Annotated in this window: 20 protein-coding genes; 17 read left to right on the forward strand and 3 right to left on the reverse strand. The window is 71.1% G+C overall.

Annotation, left to right across the window (positions count from 1 at the left end):
- Nucleotides 1–308: 308 nt before the first annotated feature.
- Nucleotides 309–1,142 (reverse strand): class II glutamine amidotransferase, encoded by an 834-nt coding sequence (locus tag ABZ862_RS27930; RefSeq protein WP_360963528.1) that lies wholly within the window; start codon nucleotides 1,140–1,142, stop codon nucleotides 309–311.
- A 450-nt stretch (nucleotides 1,143–1,592) separates the two neighbouring features.
- Here ABZ862_RS27930 and ABZ862_RS27935 point away from each other — a divergent pair, with 450 nt between their 5' ends.
- The 7 genes from ABZ862_RS27935 (at nucleotide 1,593) to ABZ862_RS27965 (ending at nucleotide 7,719) form a co-directional block, all read left to right on the forward strand.
- On the forward strand, nucleotides 1,593–2,405 hold the full coding sequence (locus ABZ862_RS27935; RefSeq protein WP_360963530.1) for a hypothetical protein: 813 nt from the start codon (nucleotides 1,593–1,595) through the stop codon (nucleotides 2,403–2,405).
- A 191-nt stretch (nucleotides 2,406–2,596) separates the two neighbouring features.
- A complete protein-coding gene (locus ABZ862_RS27940; protein WP_360963533.1) occupies nucleotides 2,597–4,072 on the forward strand; it encodes a 4-hydroxyphenylacetate 3-hydroxylase N-terminal domain-containing protein in 1,476 nt (491 codons plus the stop codon).
- A 10-nt stretch (nucleotides 4,073–4,082) separates the two neighbouring features.
- The gene (locus ABZ862_RS27945) at nucleotides 4,083–4,616 is read left to right on the forward strand and encodes a flavin reductase family protein (protein WP_360963536.1); all 534 of its coding nucleotides are present in this window, start codon (nucleotides 4,083–4,085) and stop codon (nucleotides 4,614–4,616) included.
- A 42-nt stretch (nucleotides 4,617–4,658) separates the two neighbouring features.
- Nucleotides 4,659–5,846 (forward strand): amidohydrolase family protein, encoded by a 1,188-nt coding sequence (locus ABZ862_RS27950; RefSeq protein WP_360963539.1) that lies wholly within the window; start codon nucleotides 4,659–4,661, stop codon nucleotides 5,844–5,846.
- Complete coding sequence (locus tag ABZ862_RS27955) at nucleotides 5,843–6,511, forward strand: amino acid synthesis family protein (RefSeq protein ID WP_360963542.1); 669 nt, start codon at nucleotides 5,843–5,845, stop codon at nucleotides 6,509–6,511. The genes ABZ862_RS27950 and ABZ862_RS27955 overlap by 4 nt, the downstream gene beginning before the upstream one ends.
- Entirely contained in the window at nucleotides 6,508–7,059 is a 552-nt protein-coding gene (locus ABZ862_RS27960; RefSeq protein WP_360963545.1) for an amino acid synthesis family protein, read from the forward strand. Before ABZ862_RS27955 ends, ABZ862_RS27960 begins: the two co-directional genes overlap by 4 nt.
- A gap of 198 nt (nucleotides 7,060–7,257) precedes the next feature.
- The gene (locus ABZ862_RS27965; RefSeq protein ID WP_360963548.1) at nucleotides 7,258–7,719 is read left to right on the forward strand and encodes a MarR family winged helix-turn-helix transcriptional regulator; all 462 of its coding nucleotides are present in this window, start codon (nucleotides 7,258–7,260) and stop codon (nucleotides 7,717–7,719) included.
- A gap of 5 nt (nucleotides 7,720–7,724) precedes the next feature.
- Here the strand turns inward: ABZ862_RS27965 and ABZ862_RS27970 are convergent, their stop codons facing one another.
- The gene (locus ABZ862_RS27970; protein ID WP_360963551.1) at nucleotides 7,725–8,381 is read right to left on the reverse strand and encodes a TetR/AcrR family transcriptional regulator; all 657 of its coding nucleotides are present in this window, start codon (nucleotides 8,379–8,381) and stop codon (nucleotides 7,725–7,727) included.
- A gap of 144 nt (nucleotides 8,382–8,525) precedes the next feature.
- Nucleotides 8,526–9,563: a DMT family transporter gene (locus ABZ862_RS27975; RefSeq protein ID WP_360963554.1), complete on the reverse strand. Its 1,038-nt coding sequence runs from the start codon at nucleotides 9,561–9,563 to the stop codon at nucleotides 8,526–8,528.
- A gap of 193 nt (nucleotides 9,564–9,756) precedes the next feature.
- On the opposite strand from ABZ862_RS27975, the gene ABZ862_RS27980 reads away from it, so the two are divergent.
- Genes ABZ862_RS27980 through ABZ862_RS28025 form a run of 10 tightly spaced genes read left to right on the forward strand, consistent with a single transcriptional unit; the run spans nucleotide 9,757 to nucleotide 19,829 of the window.
- Nucleotides 9,757–9,996 carry a DUF3311 domain-containing protein gene (locus ABZ862_RS27980; RefSeq protein ID WP_360963557.1) on the forward strand — a complete coding sequence of 80 codons (240 nt, stop codon included), beginning with the start codon at nucleotides 9,757–9,759 and terminating at the stop codon, nucleotides 9,994–9,996.
- Nucleotides 9,986–11,650: a monocarboxylate uptake permease MctP gene (gene mctP, locus ABZ862_RS27985; protein ID WP_360963560.1), complete on the forward strand. Its 1,665-nt coding sequence runs from the start codon at nucleotides 9,986–9,988 to the stop codon at nucleotides 11,648–11,650. Before ABZ862_RS27980 ends, mctP begins: the two co-directional genes overlap by 11 nt.
- The gene (locus ABZ862_RS27990) at nucleotides 11,647–12,702 is read left to right on the forward strand and encodes an aromatic ring-hydroxylating dioxygenase subunit alpha (RefSeq protein WP_360963563.1); all 1,056 of its coding nucleotides are present in this window, start codon (nucleotides 11,647–11,649) and stop codon (nucleotides 12,700–12,702) included. The genes mctP and ABZ862_RS27990 overlap by 4 nt, the downstream gene beginning before the upstream one ends.
- A 52-nt stretch (nucleotides 12,703–12,754) precedes the next feature.
- On the forward strand, nucleotides 12,755–13,669 hold the full coding sequence (locus ABZ862_RS27995; RefSeq protein WP_360963566.1) for an SDR family NAD(P)-dependent oxidoreductase: 915 nt from the start codon (nucleotides 12,755–12,757) through the stop codon (nucleotides 13,667–13,669).
- A gap of 17 nt (nucleotides 13,670–13,686) precedes the next feature.
- On the forward strand, nucleotides 13,687–14,571 hold the full coding sequence (locus tag ABZ862_RS28000) for an amidohydrolase family protein (protein ID WP_360963569.1): 885 nt from the start codon (nucleotides 13,687–13,689) through the stop codon (nucleotides 14,569–14,571).
- Between the two features lie 9 nt (nucleotides 14,572–14,580).
- The gene (locus ABZ862_RS28005; RefSeq protein WP_360963572.1) at nucleotides 14,581–16,176 is read left to right on the forward strand and encodes a long-chain fatty acid--CoA ligase; all 1,596 of its coding nucleotides are present in this window, start codon (nucleotides 14,581–14,583) and stop codon (nucleotides 16,174–16,176) included.
- Between the two features lie 5 nt (nucleotides 16,177–16,181).
- On the forward strand, nucleotides 16,182–16,640 hold the full coding sequence (locus tag ABZ862_RS28010; protein ID WP_360963575.1) for a MaoC family dehydratase: 459 nt from the start codon (nucleotides 16,182–16,184) through the stop codon (nucleotides 16,638–16,640).
- A 36-nt stretch (nucleotides 16,641–16,676) separates the two neighbouring features.
- Entirely contained in the window at nucleotides 16,677–18,188 is a 1,512-nt protein-coding gene (locus tag ABZ862_RS28015; RefSeq protein WP_360963578.1) for an FAD-dependent oxidoreductase, read from the forward strand.
- Nucleotides 18,185–18,925, forward strand: a complete 741-nt coding sequence (locus tag ABZ862_RS28020) for a 4'-phosphopantetheinyl transferase superfamily protein (RefSeq protein WP_360963581.1) — start codon at nucleotides 18,185–18,187, stop codon at nucleotides 18,923–18,925. The genes ABZ862_RS28015 and ABZ862_RS28020 overlap by 4 nt, the downstream gene beginning before the upstream one ends.
- Nucleotides 18,891–19,829, forward strand: coding sequence for an alpha/beta hydrolase (locus ABZ862_RS28025; protein WP_360963584.1), 939 nt, complete (start codon nucleotides 18,891–18,893; stop codon nucleotides 19,827–19,829). The genes ABZ862_RS28020 and ABZ862_RS28025 overlap by 35 nt, the downstream gene beginning before the upstream one ends.
- Nucleotides 19,830–19,843: the final 14 nt, after the last annotated feature.

Consider the following 19,843-nt stretch of genomic DNA (forward strand, 5'->3'; position numbering starts at 1 on the left):
GCGCTTGTCGCCTCGTCGCATGATCCGCGGGTGACCGTTGCCACCGGTGAGAGCGCCGTCGGCCCCGGGGGGGAGCCGACGGGTTCGCGGGGCACGGCCGAGTGGGCGGCCCGGTGTCCGGCCGGGTTCTCCGCGGGCACCGGCCCCTTCACGGCGACCGGCACCGGTCGGCCCGGACGGCACCGGGACGGCCGGACGGCGGCGCTCTTGTGGTCCGCTCCCGGCCCGGCACCGGCGGCGGCACGCCGAGGACCGCCTGTCCGCTCCCCGGTGCAAGGGCTCGACCGGGACCGCCGGAACGAACGGCGTCAGGGAGCTCGAGGGGCGAAGGGCAGCAGTTCGTCCGCCCCCGGCTGCACCACGCCGCAACTGCCCTCGGGAACTTCGTTCCAGGCGCCAGGAAGGTCCCCCAAGGGCTCGGAGACGACGAGCCGGGTCTCGTCGGACACGTCCCGCAGGAACGCCGTGTCGGGATGAAGCGCCCGAAGTGTCTCGACCCTCGTGCTGTAGTAGAGCGTGCGGGACATGCCCTGGCTGGAGTAGCGGAAGGCCCACAGGCTCTGCCCGTCGGTCACGGCGACGGTCATCTGCAGCGGGAATTCCACACCGTGGCGGTGACCGGTCTCTTCCACGAGGCCCGCCATCCGTCCGACGGCACCCGGGGGATCCTGTTCCAGGCCGAGGGTGAAGGCCAGGAAGAACATCATCTCCGAGTCCGTCGATCCCTCGATGTCCGGGAAGAGACGTGGATCGACGGCCAGGGCCAGGTCCCGCCGCATCTCGTGGAAGCCGGCGATCGCCCCGTTGTGCATCCACAGCCACCGGCCGATGCGGAAGGGATGGCAGTTCGTCTGCTGGACGGCCGTGCCGGTGGTGGCCCGTATGTGGGCGAAGAAGAGGGGAGAGCGCACATGATCGGCTATCTCCCGGAGGTTGCGGTTGTTCCATGCGGGTCCGGTGTCCCGGACGACCGCGGGAGTGTCGAGACCCGGCGTGTACCAGCCGACCCCGAACCCGTCGCCGTTGGTCGTCTCGACGCCCATCCGGGCGTGCAGACTCTGGTCGATCAGCGAGTGCGCGGGGCGGTAGAGGATCGTGTCGAGCAGGACGGGTGTTCCCGTGTAGGCAAGCCAGCGGCACATCGGCTTCCCCCTTCCTGGTGTCGAGGTCCGTCACGGCAGGAGGGCCGGCCCCGGCACCGTGCGGTGGGCAGGGCCGGGCTCGTGGAGCCCGGGCCGTGGCCGAGGAGACGGACAGGGCCGCGCAGCCGGCGTCCGTCCCCGAGAGGTTCCGGTGCCGGCCTGCCGGGGCCGCCCCGCCGGACCCGGCTGCCGATCACGGGCGGAACGCCTGCCTCCGCCCGTCGGGATCGCGGCGACGGGGCACCGGTCCCACGGTCCCGTGACGCCGTGGGCCGCCGGGTCACCCGCGGCGGGTGATTCGGTCCGCGCACGGGCGGGAGCAGCGTCGTCCCCCGCCCGCCGCGCTTTTGCCGAGGGACCGTTCCGCCGGGCGGCGTGATGCCCTCACCCGGGTCGCTTTTTCTGTTATGCCAATTGACAAAACAATATATCTCTCCCTAAGTTCCTGTCATGCCCGAAGCAAAAGGGCGGGGACGTCCCCGCAAGGACCCTCAGGCGCCGGCCCGTTGGATCCCGCCGGAGGGCTGGTCCCGGCTGGTGGCGTGGGTCTCGGCCGAGGAGAAGAAAGCCCTCAAACGCGTGGCGGTCGAGGCGGAGGTGTCGGTCGCCGATCTGGTGCGCGCTCTGGCGGGTGGACTGGCGGCCGGGGTGATCGACGCGGAAGAACTCATCCGGCAGGTCCGAAGGGGTATGCGGGTCATGGAGAAGATCCCCACACTGTTCGAACGGGACGACCGCTTCCGGGTCGTCGACCGGCCCCGCGCCGGATGCGCATGGGTCTTCGAGGGCGAGGGCACTCCGACCGAGAAGCTCGACGGCACGAACATCCGGATCACCGTCCGCTCCGGCCTGCCGGTGCGGGTGGAAAAGCGCCGCAACCCCGGCAGGGCGCAGAAACAGCTGGGCATCACCGACGGCTGGTACGTCGACACGGACGAGTACGCGGCCGACGACAAGTGGATCCTCGCCGCCGCCCGCAACACCGATGTCTCCGGCTGGCCGGACGGTGAGCACCCCTGCGAGGCTCTGGGCCCGCGCATCCAGGGCAACCCGCTGGCGCTGGACGACCACCTGTGCGTGCCGTTCGACCTCGACGTCCCGGTCTACCAGGACGTGCCGCGCAGCTACACCGGGTTGAGGGACTTCCTCGCCGGACTCGAGAGCCGCTACGCGCCGGGGCACCTGGCCGAAGGAATCGTCTTCCACCATCCCGACGGGCGCCGCGCCAAGATCAAACGCAAGGACTTCCCGCGGGCCGCCTGACGCTCACGGCGCCCGGCTCCGCCTGATCACGGCCGCCCCCGGCGTCACCCGACCGGTGCGGTGGCCCGCGCCGTCTCCGCACCGGGAGAAACATCTAAGTAACTTCGCTAAATCTCTTGCGTAAGTATTTTCATCGCTTCTACTCTCGGAGGCGGCCGAGCGGCCGAGTTCACTCAGCACGCGGAGGTGCCATGAGAACCGGTGCGGACTACTTGGCCGGCCTCAGCGACGGACGCTGCGTCCTCTTCGGAGGTGAGCGGGTCAAAGACGTGACCCGGCACCCGGCGACGGCTCCGATCGCCCACACGGTCGCCACGATGTTCGACTTCGCCGCGGATCCCGCGAACGAGATGATCTACACCGCCCCGGAGACCGGGCGCGAGGCCAACCGGGCCTTCATGACGCCGCGGAGCACCCGGGACCTGCGGGCCCGGCGTGAGGCGCACGTTAAGTGGGCCGGTCTGACGCAGGGCTTCGTCGGCCGCAGCCCCGACCACGTGCCCTCGACGATCGCGGCCATGGCCGCCCACCGCGGCATCTTCGACGAGCAGTCGACCGCCTTCGGTGACAACATCACCCGCTTCTACCGGCGGGTGCTCGACGAGTCGCTCTTCCTCGCCTACGCCATCATCCCGCCGCAGGTCTCACGCGACACCCTCGCCGGCGGCTGGGGCGAGGACTTCCTCCAGGTGGGCGTGGTCTCCTCCGACGACGCGGGCGTGACCGTGCGCGGCTCCGCGATGCTGGCGACCTCCGCCGCCGTGGCCGACGAACTCTTCGTCTCGTGCATCAAGCCGCTCAAGCCCGAGGACAAGGACTTCGCGGTCAGCTTCGCCGTCCCGATGGCCACCGAGGGTCTGAAACTGCTGGAACGCCGCCCCTACGCGCCCGGGGCGACCAGCGTCTACGACTACCCGCTCACCAGCCGGTACGACGAGACGGATGCCCTCGCCGTCTTCGAGGACGTCTTCGTGCCCTGGGACCGGGTGTTCGTCGACCGCGACCCGCGGCTCCTGCACCGCAGCTTCCAGGAGACCGGGGCGCACGTCCTGGCGAACTGGCAGGCCCAGGCACGGCTGTCGGTGAAACTCGACTTCCTGCTGGGCATCGCCCACCGGATCGCGTCGATGAACCGCGTCGACACGTTCCCCGGCGTGGTGGAGAAGCTGGGCGAACTGGCCGGTCTCGCCGCGTCCGTGACCGCGAGTCTGCACGCCGCCGAGTACGACGCCGTCGTGGACGCCGACGGTTTCGCCGTGCCCAGCCGTCCGGCCGTCTACGGCCAGGTCTCCCGGCAGGCCGACCTCTACCCGCGGGTCATCCACACGATCCGGGACCTGTGCGGCGGCGGCGTGCTTCAGGTCCCCTCCGGCATAGAGGACATGCACAGCCCCCTGACGCGGCCCGTCATCGACAGGTACGTGGTCTCCCCCGGCGTCCCGGCCGAGGAGCGCATCAAACTCATGCGGCTGGCGTGGGACGTGATCGGGTCCGAGTTCGCCGGCCGTCACCAGCAGTACGAGATGTTCTACAACGGTGCCCCGTTCCTGACCAAGATGTGGGCCTACCAGCAGTACGACTACGCCGCCGCCGTCAGACGGGTCGACGGCTTCCTCGCGGAGTACGACCTCGACACGAGGCTCGTCACGTCCGCGGTTCCCGAGTGAGGTGAGCGGCATGGGTACACCGGAGGCCACCCCGGCCCGGCCGCAGGACGTCGGCGCACGGGAACTGCGCCGCGCGATGGGCTCTTTCCCCACAGGCGTCGCGATCGTCATGACCGAGTCACGCGACGGGCCGCACGGGGCCACAGTCAACTCCCTGACCTGCGTCTCCCTCGACCCGCCCCTGATACTGGTCAGTCTCCGGGACGCGAGCAGGACGGCGCGGGCCGTCGAGGAGGCCGGCCGCTATGCGGTCAGCATCCTCGGCGCACGGCAGCAACCGGTGGCGAACACCTTCGCCGAGCCCGGAGGAGACCGCTTCACCGGCCTCGACGTGCACCGCGGGGCGACGGGCCTGCCGGTGGTGCCCGGAGCCCTGGCCGCTCTGGAGTGCAGTGTGGCGCGCCGGCTCGACATCGGCGACCACACCGTCTTCTTCGGCCGGGTCCATCACCTCACCCACCGGGGCGGAACACCCCTGGTGTTCCACGCCGGCAGGTTCGGCGGCCTGCTCGACCCCGGCCTTCTTCCGGAGACCCGGTTCTGAACACGGACGACGCCACCCGACCGTTCGAACGGAGACATCTCCATGAGCCTCGCCCTCGTCAACATCGGCGACTCGGTCGCCGGCACCCGCGACGGAGCACCCCTCCGGGGAGACGCCCTGGTGTGTGAATCCGGCGTCATCACCTGGCTCGGCGACACCGCGGACATCGACCCGGACGCGCACGAGACCGTCGTCGACGCCGCCGGAACCACCGTGCTGCCCGGCTTCATCGATTCGCACGTCCACTCCACCTTCGGCGACTACACACCACGGCAGAACACCGTCGGCTTCCTGGAGAGCTACGTCCACGGCGGGACGACATCGGTCATCTCCGCCAGCGAGGTGCACGTGCCCGGCCGGCCCACCGACCCGGCGGGGGTGAAGGCGCTCGCCCTGGCCGCGAACCGCTGCTACCTCGACTACCGGCCCGGCGGCATGCGGGTGCACGCCGGGTCGATCGTCCTCGAACCCGGTCTGACCGCTGAGGACTTCAAGGAGATGCGGGAACTCGGCGTCTGGCTCGCCAAGGCGGGTTTCGGCGCGTTCGAGTCGCCCCTCGCCTACGCACCCGTGGTCCGGGCCGCCAGGGAAGCCGGCCTCAAGGTCATGTTCCACACCGGCGGCGGCAGCATCGCCGGAAGCCAGGACAAGATCGACCTGACGGCGCTGCTGGCCGCGCGACCGCAGATCGCCGGGCACTGCAACGGGGGGCCCACCGCCCTGACCCCGGAGGAGAACCGCCGTCTGGTCGTCGAGGGGCAGGACATCGCGCTGCAACTCGTGCACGCGGGCAACCTGCGCTCCGCCATCGACATCGCGGCCCTGGCGCTCGAGCACGAGCAGTTCCACCGCATCATGATCGCCACCGACACGCCGACCGGCACCGGAGTGATCCCCCTGGGCATGCTGCGCGAGATGGCGGAACTGACGTCACTCGGCCCGCTCACTCCCCGCCAGGCCGTGGTCGCCGCCACGGGCAACGTCGCGGACGTCTACGAGCTGTCCTCGGGCCGGCTGGAGGTCGGCCGCGACGCCGACTTCGTGGTGCTCGACGCGCCGCTGGGCTCGGTGGCGGACGACGCCCTGGGAGCCCTCGCCGTGGGCGATCTCCCCGGCATCAGCTGCGTGGTGACCGCCGGCGTCGTGCGGCTGACCAGGAGCCGCAACACTCCCGCGCCGAAGCGGACGGCCCGCCGGCACTCGGCCCGTACCCCTGCGGAGGCGCGATGACCGGCGAGCACCGCGCGGACACCGCACCCGCCCCGCTGCGGCACTCCGACCCGGCGTCGGCCGACCACCGGTGGGGCCTCCGCAAGATCGTCGTCCGCGCCGACGAGATGCTCACCGAGGCCGGGGCGGTACTGCCCGAGCCCGTGATGCGGGTGACGGCCGCCGCCGTGATCCGCAACCCGTGGATCGGTCTGCCCACCGACAACGACCTGCGCACTCCGGTACGGGAGATCGCCGCCCGGCTCGCCAGGCTGCTCACCGACCGCGTCCTGGCGCAGTGCGGCGGCCCGGACCGGATCGAGGCGTTCGGCAAAGGAGCGCTGATCGGGACCAGCGGTGAACTGGAACACGGCGCGGCCCTGCTGCACACGCCCTACTTCGCCGGCCTGGTCCGCACGTTCCTCGGGGGCGACCAGGTCATCGCCTTCGCCGACGACCGGGCGGACGCCGGCATCCCGCTCGTGATCCCGCTGTGCCGCAAGGACGCGGGCCCGACCCGCGACCACTTCCAGACCGTGCCCACCTGTGTTCCCGACGCGCCCCGGCCGGACGAGATCCTCGTCGCCGTCGGTGCCTCCACCGGCACCCGCCCCTTCGCCCGGGCGGGCGACCGCACCACCGACCCCGTCGTACGGGCCGACGACCTGCGAGGAGACTACTCATGAACGTCCGCAAGATCGTGACGCTGGTCGAGGAACTGCTCGTCGAGGGCGGCCGGCCGGTCGTCCCCGCCGCGCGCGTCGCCGTCGTCGCGGCCGTGATCGACAACCCATGGGCGGGCCGGGGATTCGTCGAGGATCTGCGGCCCGGCATCGACGCCCACGCCTCCGACCTCGGCAAGCTTCTTGCGGGCCGGGTCGTCGAGGCACTCGGCGCGCCGGTCGAGGCGTACGGCAAGGCGGCCGTCGTCGGTCTGGACGGCGAGATCGAGCACGGTTCGGCCCTCATCCACACCCTGGCCTTCGGCAACCACTTCCGCGCGGCCGCGGGCGCGACGGTGCTGCTGCCCGCGGTCGAGAAGCGCGCGGGCAGCGGCACCCCCTTCGACATCCCGCTCAAGCACATCACGGACGCCACCGTCCGCTCCCACCACCAGAGTTTCGAGGTGCGCATCGCCGACGCCCCGCACGCCGGTGAGATCGTGGTGGCGCTCGCGGCCGCGGCCCAGGGCCGCCCGCAGCAGCGGCTGACCCCGTTCTCCGCGGAACGGTGAACACGCCGTCCCGCTCCAGGGATCCCGGCAGAAACATCTAAGTGCCGAACATAAGTCGGACACTGTTAGGCTGCTGTCATGTGCCCCCGTGCCGCACACCACCCGCCGACGAAGACGCAGACGCCACGTCAGGCCCCCCTGACCGTCAGCCGTCCCGAACTGCTGGTCGGGGGGTCGGACAGGGATTTCCGCCTGCTCGTGTCACGGCTTTTCGCGCTCGCCGCACGCCATGACACGGTCCGTGCGGGGCATGCGGCCGTCGTGGGCCTCACACCTCCCCAGTACACGGTCCTCGTCTCCTGTGCGCACATGCAGGAGACCGGTCCGGTGCGGATCAAGCACCTCGCGGCTCACCTGAACGTCAGCGCCACGTTCGTCACCGTCGAGGTCAAGAACCTCGCCAACCGCGGTCTGCTGCACAAGCAGCGCAATGCCGCGGACTCACGCGTCGTCGACATCTCGGTGACCGACGAGGGACTGGACCTCCTGGAGTCCCTCGCCCCCGTGCAACAGCAGGTCAACGACCAGCAGTTCGCCGACCTCAGCCGGGCCGAGTTCCAGGACCTGCTGCGTCTGACCGAAACGCTCATCGCCAACTCCGAGCGCGCCATCGCCCTCCAGTCCTATCTGGCCGCGGCGCAGCCGGCCGGGCCGCGGTGAGTCCCTCAGTCGCCCGCCTCGACGAGGTCGTCGAGGGCCGCGGGGTCGACGGCGACCGCCGTGAGCCGGGAGTGGATCGCGGCGGCGGCGCGATCGTAGACGTCCATGTCGTCGTGGAGAAGTGAGGCTCCGTTGGACGTCTCCAGGAAAGAGACGATCTCGAACGTGAGCTGCTCGCTGTCCGCCTCCGCGACGACGTCGCCCACGTGCCGGGCGTCGTCGATGGCGCGCCGCACCACCTCGTTCCAGGTGCGCCCCGCGTCCGCGATGGCCTCGCGCACCCGGCCGGGCCGGGCGTCGAACTCGGCGGCCACGGTGTAGAAGAAACAGCCTCCCGGGAAGGTCCGACCGCGGGAGTAGACGATCCAGGCCGTGCACAGCTTCCACACCCGGCCGAGACCGGGCGGTACGTCGAAGGCCGGGGTGATGACCCGCTCCGTGTAGATGCGGCCCGCCGCGCGGACCGTCGCGAGCTGCAGGTCCTCCTTGGAGCCGAAGAGTGCGAAGACCCCGCTCTTGCTGATGTCGAGGTCGGTCGCGAGCCGGCCGATGGAGAGGCCCTCCAGTCCCTCGACGGAGGCGATGTCGACCGCACGCCGGAGAATGTTGCGCCGCGTCTGGTTGCCTCGGAGAATGCGGCCGTCCGTACGCCCGTCAGCCATGGTCGGAAGTCACCAGCCCTGCACTTGATGAAGACCGCCTGCAGTGCCGCCGGCCGGACAGAGCCCGGGTGCACGGCACGAGCGGACATGAGTAGGTGGACAGAAGGATCTTCAGCGTACAGTCCCGGCCGGTACGGCGCCGCATCAGGTCTCCCGCCGGTCCGGCCCCCGCCCGGCCGCCCGGACACGGACCACGTCCGCTTCCCGGGCCGTGCCCGCTCCGGAGGAGGCCGCGACCGGCGCGGCCACCGATCCGCGCCGGGCCGCCTCCGCGGCGGCACGCCGCCGGGAGTAGGCGTTCGAGGCGAACAGGGCCACCAGGACGAGGGCCACGCCGATGCCCTCGTACACGGTGGGCCGGTGACCGCGGAACGCCTGGATGACGAAGGCCGTGATGGGGACGAGGTTGATGAACAGGACGCCGTTGGAGGGTCCGAGCTTACGGAACGCGGTGTTCCAGGTGAGCGTGGCCACGGAGGTCGCGGCGATCACCACATAGAGGATCTGCCACCACACCCGCACGTACTGCACGGGGCCCGGGTCGGGGATCCAGCCCGCCAGGGTGGCGACGAGGGTGATCACAAGAATGGAGCCGGTGCCGAGTAAGCAGGTCAGCGTCGTGTAGCGCAGCGCCGACCAGCCGGGGTAACCGGCCGACCCGGTGGTGTACGTCATCCAGCCGACGACGCCGAGCAGGGTGAGCAGGCCGCCGTAGCCCAGTCCGCCCGTCAGGACCCGCACGGGATTGCCGTTGCCGAGGACCATGGCCACGCCCAGCAGGGCCAGCACGACCAGGCCGAGGGTGACGGCCGGCGGGGCCTTGCGGGTGCGTGCCCACATCACCAGCACGGTCACCAGGGGCATCGTCGCCATGATGAGCGCCGAGCTCTGCGCGGGGATGTGCTCCAGTCCGACGTAGGTGCAGAAGTTGAAGCCCGCGAAACCGACGGTGGACAGCAGCCACAGTCCGGCGGCCCGGCCCTCCAGGCGGAACGCCCCCTTGCCCTCGACGAGGAGCAGCAGCACGCAGAAGATGCTCGCCGCGAACAGGAAGCGCACCGCGGTCAGGTGGAACGGGTCGAGACGGCCGTACGCGGACTTGGCGACGACGAACATACCTCCCCACGCGAGGCCGGTGACGGTCCCGCAGACCGCTCCCACCATGGTTCGGTTACCTGCCATGCGCTCCTCCTGAATCGGCCCGCGACGTCCGGTGCAGCTACCCGTGCGCAGCATCTCAATAATGTATGCGAACGATCGCACGTGAAGTTTCTTGAGACTACCACCAGGTTTGCAGCGGTCACACGGAGGACCTTGACATTATGCGATCGATCGGTCACCTTTTTGCCAGACGCTGAGGCATCGAGGGGGAGAATTGACACAGAACCGGACGGCCACACGGACCCACCGCAGCGACCGAAGTCCGTGGAACTGGCTGCTGCTCGTCGCGGCCGTCATGCCGCTGCTCACATTCGTCTACAACTCGGACCGGCCGCGCCTGGCGGGAATCCCGTTCTTCTACTGGTTCCAGCTGGCCCTGGTCGTCTTCGCCTCCCTGTGCGCCACGTGCGTGTACCTGATGACCGGGCGTGGCGGGCCGAACCGTGAACACTGACACCACCGAGGCAATCGTCTTCACCCTGCTGTTCGCCACCGTCGCCGGGCTCGGGTTCGCCGCGGCGCGCTGGCGCCGGCCCGACACCATGGACGACATCGACGAGTGGGGGCTGGGCGGACGCCGGCTCGGCTCCTGGATGACCTGGTTCCTGATCGGCGGCGACCTCTACACCGCCTACACCTTCGTCGCCATACCGGCACTGGTGTTCAACGTCGGAGCCGCGGGTTTCTTCTCGTTACCGGACCTCGCCATCGTCTACCCGATGGTGTATCTCGTGCTCGTGCGGCTCTGGTCGGTGTCGTACGCCAAGGGGTACGTCACCACCGCGGACTTCGTCCGGGGGCGGTTCGGGTCCCGCACCCTGGCCCTGCTCGTGGCGATCACCGGGATCCTGGCCACCCTGCCCTACATCGCTCTGCAGCTGCTGTGCATCGAGGCGGTCCTGAAGACCATGGGCGTCGACGGACAGTGGCCCGTCGTCCTGGCCTTCGTGGTGCTGGCCGGATTCACCTACCGGTCCGGCCTACGGGGTCCGACCGTCATAGCGATCGTCAAGGACACCCTGGTGTACCTGGTGATCATCGCCGCCGTCCTCTACATCCCCTTCAAACTCGGAGGATGGGGCGACATCTTCGACACGGCGGGGAAGAAGTTCTCCGGCGAGTCGTCCGGCGGTGTGCTCCTCGCTTCGAACAACCAGCTCAACTACGCCTCGCTGGCACTCGGTTCGGCACTCGGCCTGTTCCTGTTCCCGCACACCAGCACCGGCGCCCTCGCGGCCCGGAGCCGCAACGTCGTCAAGCGCAACATGGCCGCGCTGCCCGTGTACAGCCTCATCGTCGGATTCATCGCCCTGCTGGGCTTCATGGCCGTCGCGGCCGGAGTCACCCCGCTGATGCGGGACAACGGGAAACCGGACAACAACACCGTGGTCCCGCTGCTGTTCCAGCAGGTCTTCCCCCACTGGTTCACCGGCATCGCCTTCGCGGCCATCGCCGTCGCGGCGCTGGTGCCCGCCTCGGTGATGTCGATCGGCGCCGCCAACACCTTCACCCGCAACATCTACATGGAGTACGTGAGGCCCGGCGCGGACAAGGCGCACGAGGCCCGGGTCAGCAAAGTGGCCTCGCTGCTGGTCAAGTTCGGTGCGCTCGTGTGCACCCTGCTGCTGGACCCCCAGTTCTCCACGGACTTCCAGCTCATCGGCAACGTCATCATCATGCAGACCCTGCCGGCTGTGGCACTCGGCCTCTTCGTCCGGTGGTTCCATCGCGGCGGTCTCATCGCGGGCTGGATCGCGGGCATGGGTTCGGGCCTGTGGATGCTGTACGAGATCCCCAATCCGGCCACCGGCCACGCGCACTTCGGCGGTTCGGCCTTCCCCCTGTCGAAGATCGGGCTGAGCACCGGTATGCCGGTCTACGCCGGGATGCTGGCCCTGCTGGTGAACCTTGTCGTCGCGATCGCCGCGACCGTGGTCTGCCGCGCGGCCGGACTGCCCGACGGGGTGGACACCACCCGTCCCACGGACTACCTGGCGGACCTGCCGGAGCCGGCTCACGGCCCGGTCGCCGACACCCTCCGCACCCCCGCCGAGCCTGTGGCCGCGGCCGTCGCCGAGGGCCCCGCATCCGAGGAGCAGCACCGATGAAGATCATCATGAACGCCTGGTACGTGGCCGCCTGGCCGCACGAGGTCGCCTCCGGCGCCATCCTGTCCCGTACCGTCTGCAACCTGCCCATGGTCTTCTTCCGGGACGGCGACGGACAGCCCGCCGCCCTGGAGGACCGCTGCCCGCACCGCCAGATGCCCCTGTCCCTCGGCATCCCCGAGAAGGACCACACGATCCGGTGCGCCTACCACGGCATGCAGTTCGACGGCACCGGCCGGTGCGTGGAGATCCCGGGCCAGGACCACATACCCGACGGGGCACGGGTGCCGACCTACCCCTGTGTCGAGCGCCACGGGTACGTCTGGGTGTGGCCGGGCGCCACCGACCGGGCCGACCCCGCGCTCATCCCGGACATCTTCGAGCGCAACGACCACCCCGAGTGGAGCGCGGTCGGCGGCACGATCCATCTCCGGGCGAACTACGCCATGCTCGCGGACAACCTCATCGACACCACCCACGAGACCTACGTCCACGCCGGCAGCCTCGGCGACGACAACATCCAGGCCAACCCCATCCAGGTCACCGGGGACGACCAGCACGTCCACGTCACCCGCTGGATCCTCGACCACGACGCGGCACCGCTGTGGCGGGAGGCGCTCAACCAGGACGGCAACGTGGACCGCTGGCAGCTCATCGAGTTCCGCCCGCCGGCCTCCACCGTGCTGGACGTGGGCGTCGCGCCGGCCGGCACCGGTGCCCAGGAAGGGCACCGCAGCCATGGCGCCGAGGGCTGCAACCTCAACTTCGGTACCCCGGAGACCGAGCACACCACCTGGTACTTCTGGTCCTTCGCCCGTCGCTTCAGGCGGGACGAGCCCGGTTACGACGAGGTGCTCCAGCGCAAGTTCGCCGATGTCTTCGCGCAGGACAGCGGCGCGATCGAAGGCGCGTACTCCGTGATGCGGCGCAATCCCGGCCGCCCCGTGGTCAATCTGCGCAACGACGCGGGCACGATCCGCGCCCGGCGGCTCGTCGAGGCCATGGCCGAGGCCGAGGAGGCCGGCACACGGCCCGCGGCCGACCACGGATGACGGCCTCCGCACCCCACCCTCCTGCGCACCCCGACCGAGAGGACTCCACCCGATGAACCTCAACGGCAAGGTCGCCGTCGTCACCGGCAGCGGCCGCGGACTCGGGCTCGCCTACGCCTCGGCACTGGCCGCGGCGGGCGCCGCCGTGGTCGTGAACGACGTGGACGGCGAAAGCGCCGGACAGGCCGTCAAGCAGATCACCGCCGCGGGCGGACGTGCGCATGCCGTCGTCGCCCCGGTCGGCACCGCCGAGACCGCCGACGCGCTGGTGGACGCCGCGGTCTCCACGTTCGGGCGGCTGGACGTGATGGTCACCAACGCCGGCATCCTGCGCGACCGGGTGCTGTGGAAGATGACCGACGACGACTTCGACCAGGTCGTCGAGGTCCACCTGCGCGGCACCTTCACCTGCGCCCGTGCCGCCGCGGTACGGATGCGCGAGCAGGGCGAGGGCGGACGGCTCATCCTGGCCGGTTCCCCCGCCGGGCAGCGCGGCAACTTCGGCCAGACCAACTACGCGGCCGCCAAGTCCGGGATAGCGGCCATGGTCCGCACCTGGGCCATGGAACTGGCCAAGGCCGGGATCACCGTCAACGCCGTCGTGCCCAACGCGGCCACCGCCATGACCAAGACCATTCCGGCCTTCGCCCCGCACATCGAGGCCCTCGAACAGCGCGGCGAACCGCTGCCGGACTGGCTGCGCAAGGGCGTCGGCTTCGGCACCGCCGAGGACGTGGCCGGGGTCGTGGTCTTCCTCGCCTCCGACGCCGCCGGCTCGGTCAACGGACAGTGTGTGGGCATCGGCGGCGACAAACTCTCCCTCTGGTCCCACCCCGAGGAGGTCTCCGTGGCCTACCGCGACCGCGGCTGGAACGCCGACGACATCGCCACCGTCTGGCCCACCTCGGTGGGTGCGGAGCCCCGGACGTACGGCATCGCGGCCCTCCAGAACCTGCCCCGTACCTGACGACTCGGGAGACACCCATGACCGTCCGGCTGAACATCGACGACCTGACCGCGATCGACGTCCACACCCACGCCCAGGTCTCCCTCGACGGCCACAACTCACTGCCCGAGGAGATCGAGGAGGCATCGGCCCGGTACTTCAAGGTCAAGCGCCAGCGCTACCCCAACGCCGCCGAGATGGCGGAGTACTACCGCCAGCGGAAGATGGCGGCGGTGATCTTCACCGTGGACGCCGAGGCCAACACCGGTACTCCCGCCGTGCGCAACGAGGAGGTCGCCGAAGTCGCGGCGGCCAACTCCGACGTGCTCATCCCCTTCGCCAGCATCGACCCTGCCAAGGGCCGGGCCGGGGCCCGCCAGGCTCGCCGTCTGGTGGAGGAGTTCGGGGTACGCGGCTTCAAGTTCCAGCCCAGCGTCCAGGCCTTCTACCCCAATGACCGGTCCGCCTACGTGCTGTACGAGGCCATCGAGGAACTCCGGGTCCCCGCCCTCTTCCACACCGGCCAGACCGGCATCGGCGCCGGTGCCCCGGGCGGCGCCGGCATCCGCCTGAAGTACTCCGACCCGATGCTGATCGACGACGTGGCCGCCGACTTCCCGGACATGCCGATCATCATGGCGCACCCCGCCTTCCCCTGGCAGGACGAGGCGCTGGCGGTGGCCAACCACAAGCCGCAGGTGTACATCGACCTGTCCGGCTGGTCCCCGAAGTACTTCCCGCCGCAGCTGGTGAAGTACGCCAACTCGCTGCTCCAGGACAAGGTCCTCTTCGGCTCGGACTTCCCGATGATCACCCCGGACCGCTGGCTCGCCGACTTCGAGAAGCTGGACATCAAACCCGAGGTGCGGCCGAAGATCCTCAAGGACAACGCGGCCCGGCTGCTCGGCCTGGTCAAGGACTGAGGGGCCGGAATGCGCAATCAGGGCCTCGGGTCCTGGCCCGCCCGCCGGGCCCGCCGGACACCGGAGCACACCGCCTGGGTCCACCAGGGGCGTCGCACCGGTTACCGGGAGCTGCACCGGCGGGTGCAGCTCCTGGCCGCGGCCCTGCGCGGACGGGGTGTGCGGCGCGGCGACCGCGTCGCCTATCTGGGCGAGAACCATCCGGCGTTCCTGGAGACGCTCTTCGCCGCCGGTCTGCTGGGGGCGGTGTTCGTGCCGCTCAACACCCGCTCGAGCGCGGACGAGATCGGATACGTCCTCGCCGACTCCGGCAGCACCGTCCTGGTCCGCACCGCCCGCCACGACGAGTCCGTCACCGCCCTGCACGACCGCCTTCCCGTCCGGCTCCCGGTCACGCTCGGCAGTCCGGGAGCCGGAGAGGTGGGCTACGAGGAGCTGCTGGGCGGGAACGGCGCGGAAAGGGACGAGGACCTCGACGAGCCGGTCGGGCACGACGACGCCTGCCTGATCATGTATACGTCGGGCACCACCGGCCGCCCCAAGGGCGTGGTCCTCACCCACGGCAACCTCGTCTGGAACTGCCTGGACGTCGTCGTCGACCTGGACATCACCTCCGCCACGGTCGCCCTGGTGCACGCCCCGCTGTTCCACGCCGCGGCGCTGGGCATGATCTGCCTTCCCACCCTCCTCAAGGGCGGCACCGTGCTGCTGGCGGACTTCGACCCGGGGCGCGCCCTGGAGCTGATCCCCGAGCACCGGGTGGACTTCGTCTTCGGCGTTCCGACCATGTACGAGGCGATGTCACGTCACCCCGGCTGGGCGCGCGCCGACCTCAGCAGTCTGCGCATCGCGCTGTGCGGCGGCGCCCGGGCGAGCGACCGCACGGTACGTACCTGCCTGGACCGCGGTCTGCCGTTCGCGCAGGGCTACGGGCTCACCGAGACCTCGCCGGCGGCCACGGTCGTTCCCCCCTCGTACACCGCCCGCAGGCCCGCCTCGGTCGGTCCGGCCAACTTCTTCTCCGACGCCCGTCTCGTCCGGCCGGACGGAACCGACGCGGCGGTCGGCGAACCGGGCGAGATCCTGCTGAAGGGGCCGCATGTCATGCGCGGGTACTGGGGACGGCCCGACGCCACCGACGCCGTGCTCCGCGACGGCTGGCTCGCCACCGGTGACATCGCCGTACAGGACGAGGACGGCTTCCTGAGGGTGATCGACCGAATCAAGGACATGTACGTCTCGGGCGGCGAGAACGTCTACCCCGCCGAGGTGGAGCGGGTCCTGGCCGAACACCCCGGGGTGCTGCGGTGCGCCGTGCTCGGCGTCCCGGACGACACCTGGGGCGAGGCGGGCCTCGCCCTGGTGGAGCCCGCCGCCGGCGGCTCGGTGACCGGCGAGGAGCTGCGAGCCCATGTGCGCGGCCGGCTGGCCGCCTACAAGACCCCCGCGACGATCCGTCTGGTGCCCGGACTTCCACTCAACGGCGCGGGCAAAGTGGACCGCGCCCGGCTCCGCGCGCGGTGGGCGCCGACCGCCCCCGCACCCGACGGACCCATTTCCGACCAGGCCGGCCGGGCGCCGGCCGCCACGACCACGGAGGCTTGAGAGACATGGCCCTGAACGTGTACGACGTAGACGCCCTCGCGGGCCTGTCCGACCAGGACCTGGGCCACACCGCCTGGCGGGAGATCACCCAGGAGCGGGTGAACACCTTCGCCGACGCCACCGACGACCACCAATGGATCCACGTCGACGCGGAGCGGGCCCGTACGAGTCCCTTCCGCGGCACGATCGCGCACGGCTACCTCACCGTCTCCCTGCTGGTGCCGCTCTTCCTCGAGCTGGTGGAGGTCAAGGGCGCGAAGATGGCGGTCAACTACGGCCTGAACAAAGTGCGGTTCCCCGCACCGGTCAAAGTCGGCGCCCGGGTCCGGCTGCTCGGCCGGGTCGTCGAGGCCGAGGAGATCAAGGGCGGCGGGGTGCAGATACTGCTCGACTTCACCGTCGAGGCCGAGGGCAGCGCAAAGCCCGCGTGCGTGGCCGAGGCCGTCTACCGTTTCTACCGCTGAGCCGGGCCGCCGCATCAGACGCAGCAGGAGATGTCTGTGGAAGAAGACGTTGTCGTCGTCGGTGCCGGATCGGCCGGCTGTGTGGTCGCCGCGCGCCTCTCGGCGGATCCCGCCCGGCGCGTCACCCTGATCGAGGCGGGGCCCGACTATCCCGACCCGGACAGCCGGCCCGCCGACCTGCGCTCCGGTACCGCCATGCCGACCAGCCACGACTGGGGCTACACGGACGGGGAACTCACCACGTTCGGTGGCAGCCCCCTGCCGTTGCCCCGCGGCCGGGTGGCGGGCGGTTCCTCATCGGTGAACTACTGCCTCGCGCTGCGCAGCCGGCCGGCCGACCACCACTCCTGGGCGGCGCTGGGACTGCCGGAGTGGTCCTGGGAGGAGATCCTGCCCCACTACCGGCGGCTGGAGGACGACCCGGAGGGGGACCGGCGCTGGCACGGAGTGGCCGGACCGGTCCCCCTGCGGCGGCCCGCCCCGGGCGAACTGACCCCCTCGCAGGAGGCGTTCCTCACCGCCTGCGAGCACGAGGGCCACAAGCGGGTCACCGACCACAACGCGCCGCAAGCGCTCGGCGCGGGGGCGGCACCGCTCAACCAGGTCGACGGCGTCCGCTTCGGCGCGACGCTCAGCCATCTGGACCCCGCGCGGCACCGCGCCAACCTGCGGGTGCGCAGCGACGCCGTGGTCCACTCCGTCGTGCTCGAGGACGGCCGGGCCCGCGGTGTCCGGCTGGCGTCCGGGGAAGTGATCCGGGCCCGTCACGTCGTGCTGTGCGCCGGCAGCTACAGCAGTCCGGCCGTCCTGCTGCGCTCCGGCATCGGGCCGCGCGAGCACCTGAGGTCGGTGGGCGTCGAACCGGTGCTCGACCTGCCCGGCGTGGGCAGCGGCCTGGTCGAGCACCCGGCCTACCTGACGCTGTTCGCGGCGGCGCCCGGGGATCATCCCCCGGCCCGGTGGCGCACGATGCTGACGCTCAGGTCGACGCCCGGCGAACCCGACGCCGACCTTCACATCCAGGCGCGGGCGGCGGCGCCGTCGCCCGGTTCGCGTCCGCATCCGACGGGGTTCGACATCGCCTTCGTCTCGGCCCTGGTGCAGCCGCTGTCCAGCGGGTCGGTGCGGCTGCGTTCCCCGGAGGCCGCAGACGCGCCGCTGATCGAGCTGGGTTTCTACCGCCGCGCCGAGGACGCCCGAAAGGTGGCCGAGGGCGTGCGGGTCATCCGCGCGCTGGCGGCGGCTCCCGGGCTGCGCGACATGCTGGTGCAGGAGATCCGGCCGGGCCCCAAGGTGGCGGACGCCGATCTGGAGGACGCGGTGCGCGCCGCGCCCATGGTCTACAACCACCCGGTCGGCTCCTGCCGCATGGGCACCGACGCCGATCCGCAGGCGGTGGTCGACAGCCGCTGCCGGGTGCGGGGCACCGAGGGGCTCTGGGTGATCGACGCCTCGGTCATGCCGGTCAGTCCGCGGGCCACCACGCATCTTCCGGTGATGGCTCTGGCGGACCGCGCCGTGACCCTGAACTGGCCCGTACCGGCATGAGCGGCGCCGCGGCCGGGGTGACCGTGTTCGTCGCCGAGGTGACCGGCCGGGCCAGGGAAGCGGCCCACGCCCTGCTGCTGCGTGCGGCGGCAGCCGAACTCGCCGTCCCGGCCGGTGATCTGGCGGTGGACCATGAGCCCGGCGGGCGGCCGCGGCTGGCCGGTGCGCCGGCCCCGCTGCATGTCAGCATCAGCCACGCCCGCGACGCACTGGTCGCCGTCGCCCTGTCGCGTCACTGCCCCGTCGGGGTGGACGTCGAGACGACGCCCGTGCGACCGGTCGGGCAGCTGGCCCGGCGCTGGCTGGCCCCTGCGGAGGCCGCCTGGGTGACGGGGCTGCCGGCCTCGGAGCAGCCGGGCGGTTTCTGCCATCTCTGGGTGCAGAAGGAGGCTGCCTGCAAGGCTCTCGGCACAGGGCTGCGGCGGGGCGGTACCCGTCGGCCGGTCACCCTGCCCGAGCGGTGGCCGACCGGTGAGGAGCCGCTGCGCCACCGGCCTGACGGCCGTCTCCCGGCCGGAGCGGAACTGACGCTGCGGGCGCTGCCGGGCCGTACCGATCTGGCCGTGACCGCCTGCGTGCTCGACGCACCGCCGGCCGGCCGGCTGGCGGTGGCCGCCTGGTCCGCGGTCCGGCCCGTCGTCCGCGTGTACTGCGTGGGCGCCGTTCCCCTCATCGTGGACACCGACTTTCCAAGGGGTGCACATGCCGCTCGACCCGCAGTTGAAAGCCCTGCGTGAGCTGAAGGAGAAGGAGGGCGTCACACCGCTGTACAAGCTTCCCGTCGCGGAGGCGAGGGCGGCCGACCTGGCCGCCGTACGGGACGGGGCCGGGGAACCGGAACCCGTCGCGCGGGTGTGGGAGCGCACGGTGCCGGGTCCGGCCGGCGAGATTCCGGTGCGCGGATACGTGCCCGAGGGCGAGGGCCCCTTCCCGGTCCTCGTCTACTTCTTCGGCGGCGGCTGGACGCTGGGCACAATCGACACCAGCGACGCCATCTGCCGCAGTCTGACCAACGCCGTCGGCTGCGTCACCGTCGCGGTCGGCTACCGGCTGGCACCCGAACACCGCTTCCCCGCCGCCGTCGAGGACTGCGCCGCCGCCGTGCACTGGATCGCCGCGCACCGCGGGGAACTGGGCCTGGATCCCGCCCTCCTGGCCGTCGGCGGCGACAGCGCCGGCGGCAATCTGGCCGCCGCCGTCAGCCTCAAGACGCGCGACGAGCACGGCCCCGCGATCACCGCCCAGTTGCTCGTGTATCCCAACACCGACCATCGCTCCGACACCCCGTCGCTGCGGGAGAACACCGATCCGTACCTCTTCAACGCCACGTCGGTGGCCTGGTACTGGAACCACTACCTCGCCACCGAGGAGGACGGCCTGAACCCGCTGGCCTCCCCGCTGCGCGCCGCCGACCACAGCGGACTGCCGCCCGCCCTGGTGATCACCGCGGAGTACGACCCCATCCGTGACCAGGGCGAGGAGTACGCGCACCGTCTGCGAGCCGCCGGTGTCCCCGTGGAACTGACCCGGTACGAGGGGATGGCGCACGGCTTCTTCGCCATGGCGGGCACCCTGCCCGCGGGACGCAGAGCGGTGGAGCAGGCCGCCGCGTTCCTGCGCCGCGCCTTCGGCCGCCCCTGATCACGCCCGACGCC

Source organism: Streptomyces sp. NPDC047000 (genome assembly GCF_040644295.1).
Classification (GTDB): Bacteria; Actinomycetota; Actinomycetes; order Streptomycetales; family Streptomycetaceae; genus Streptomyces.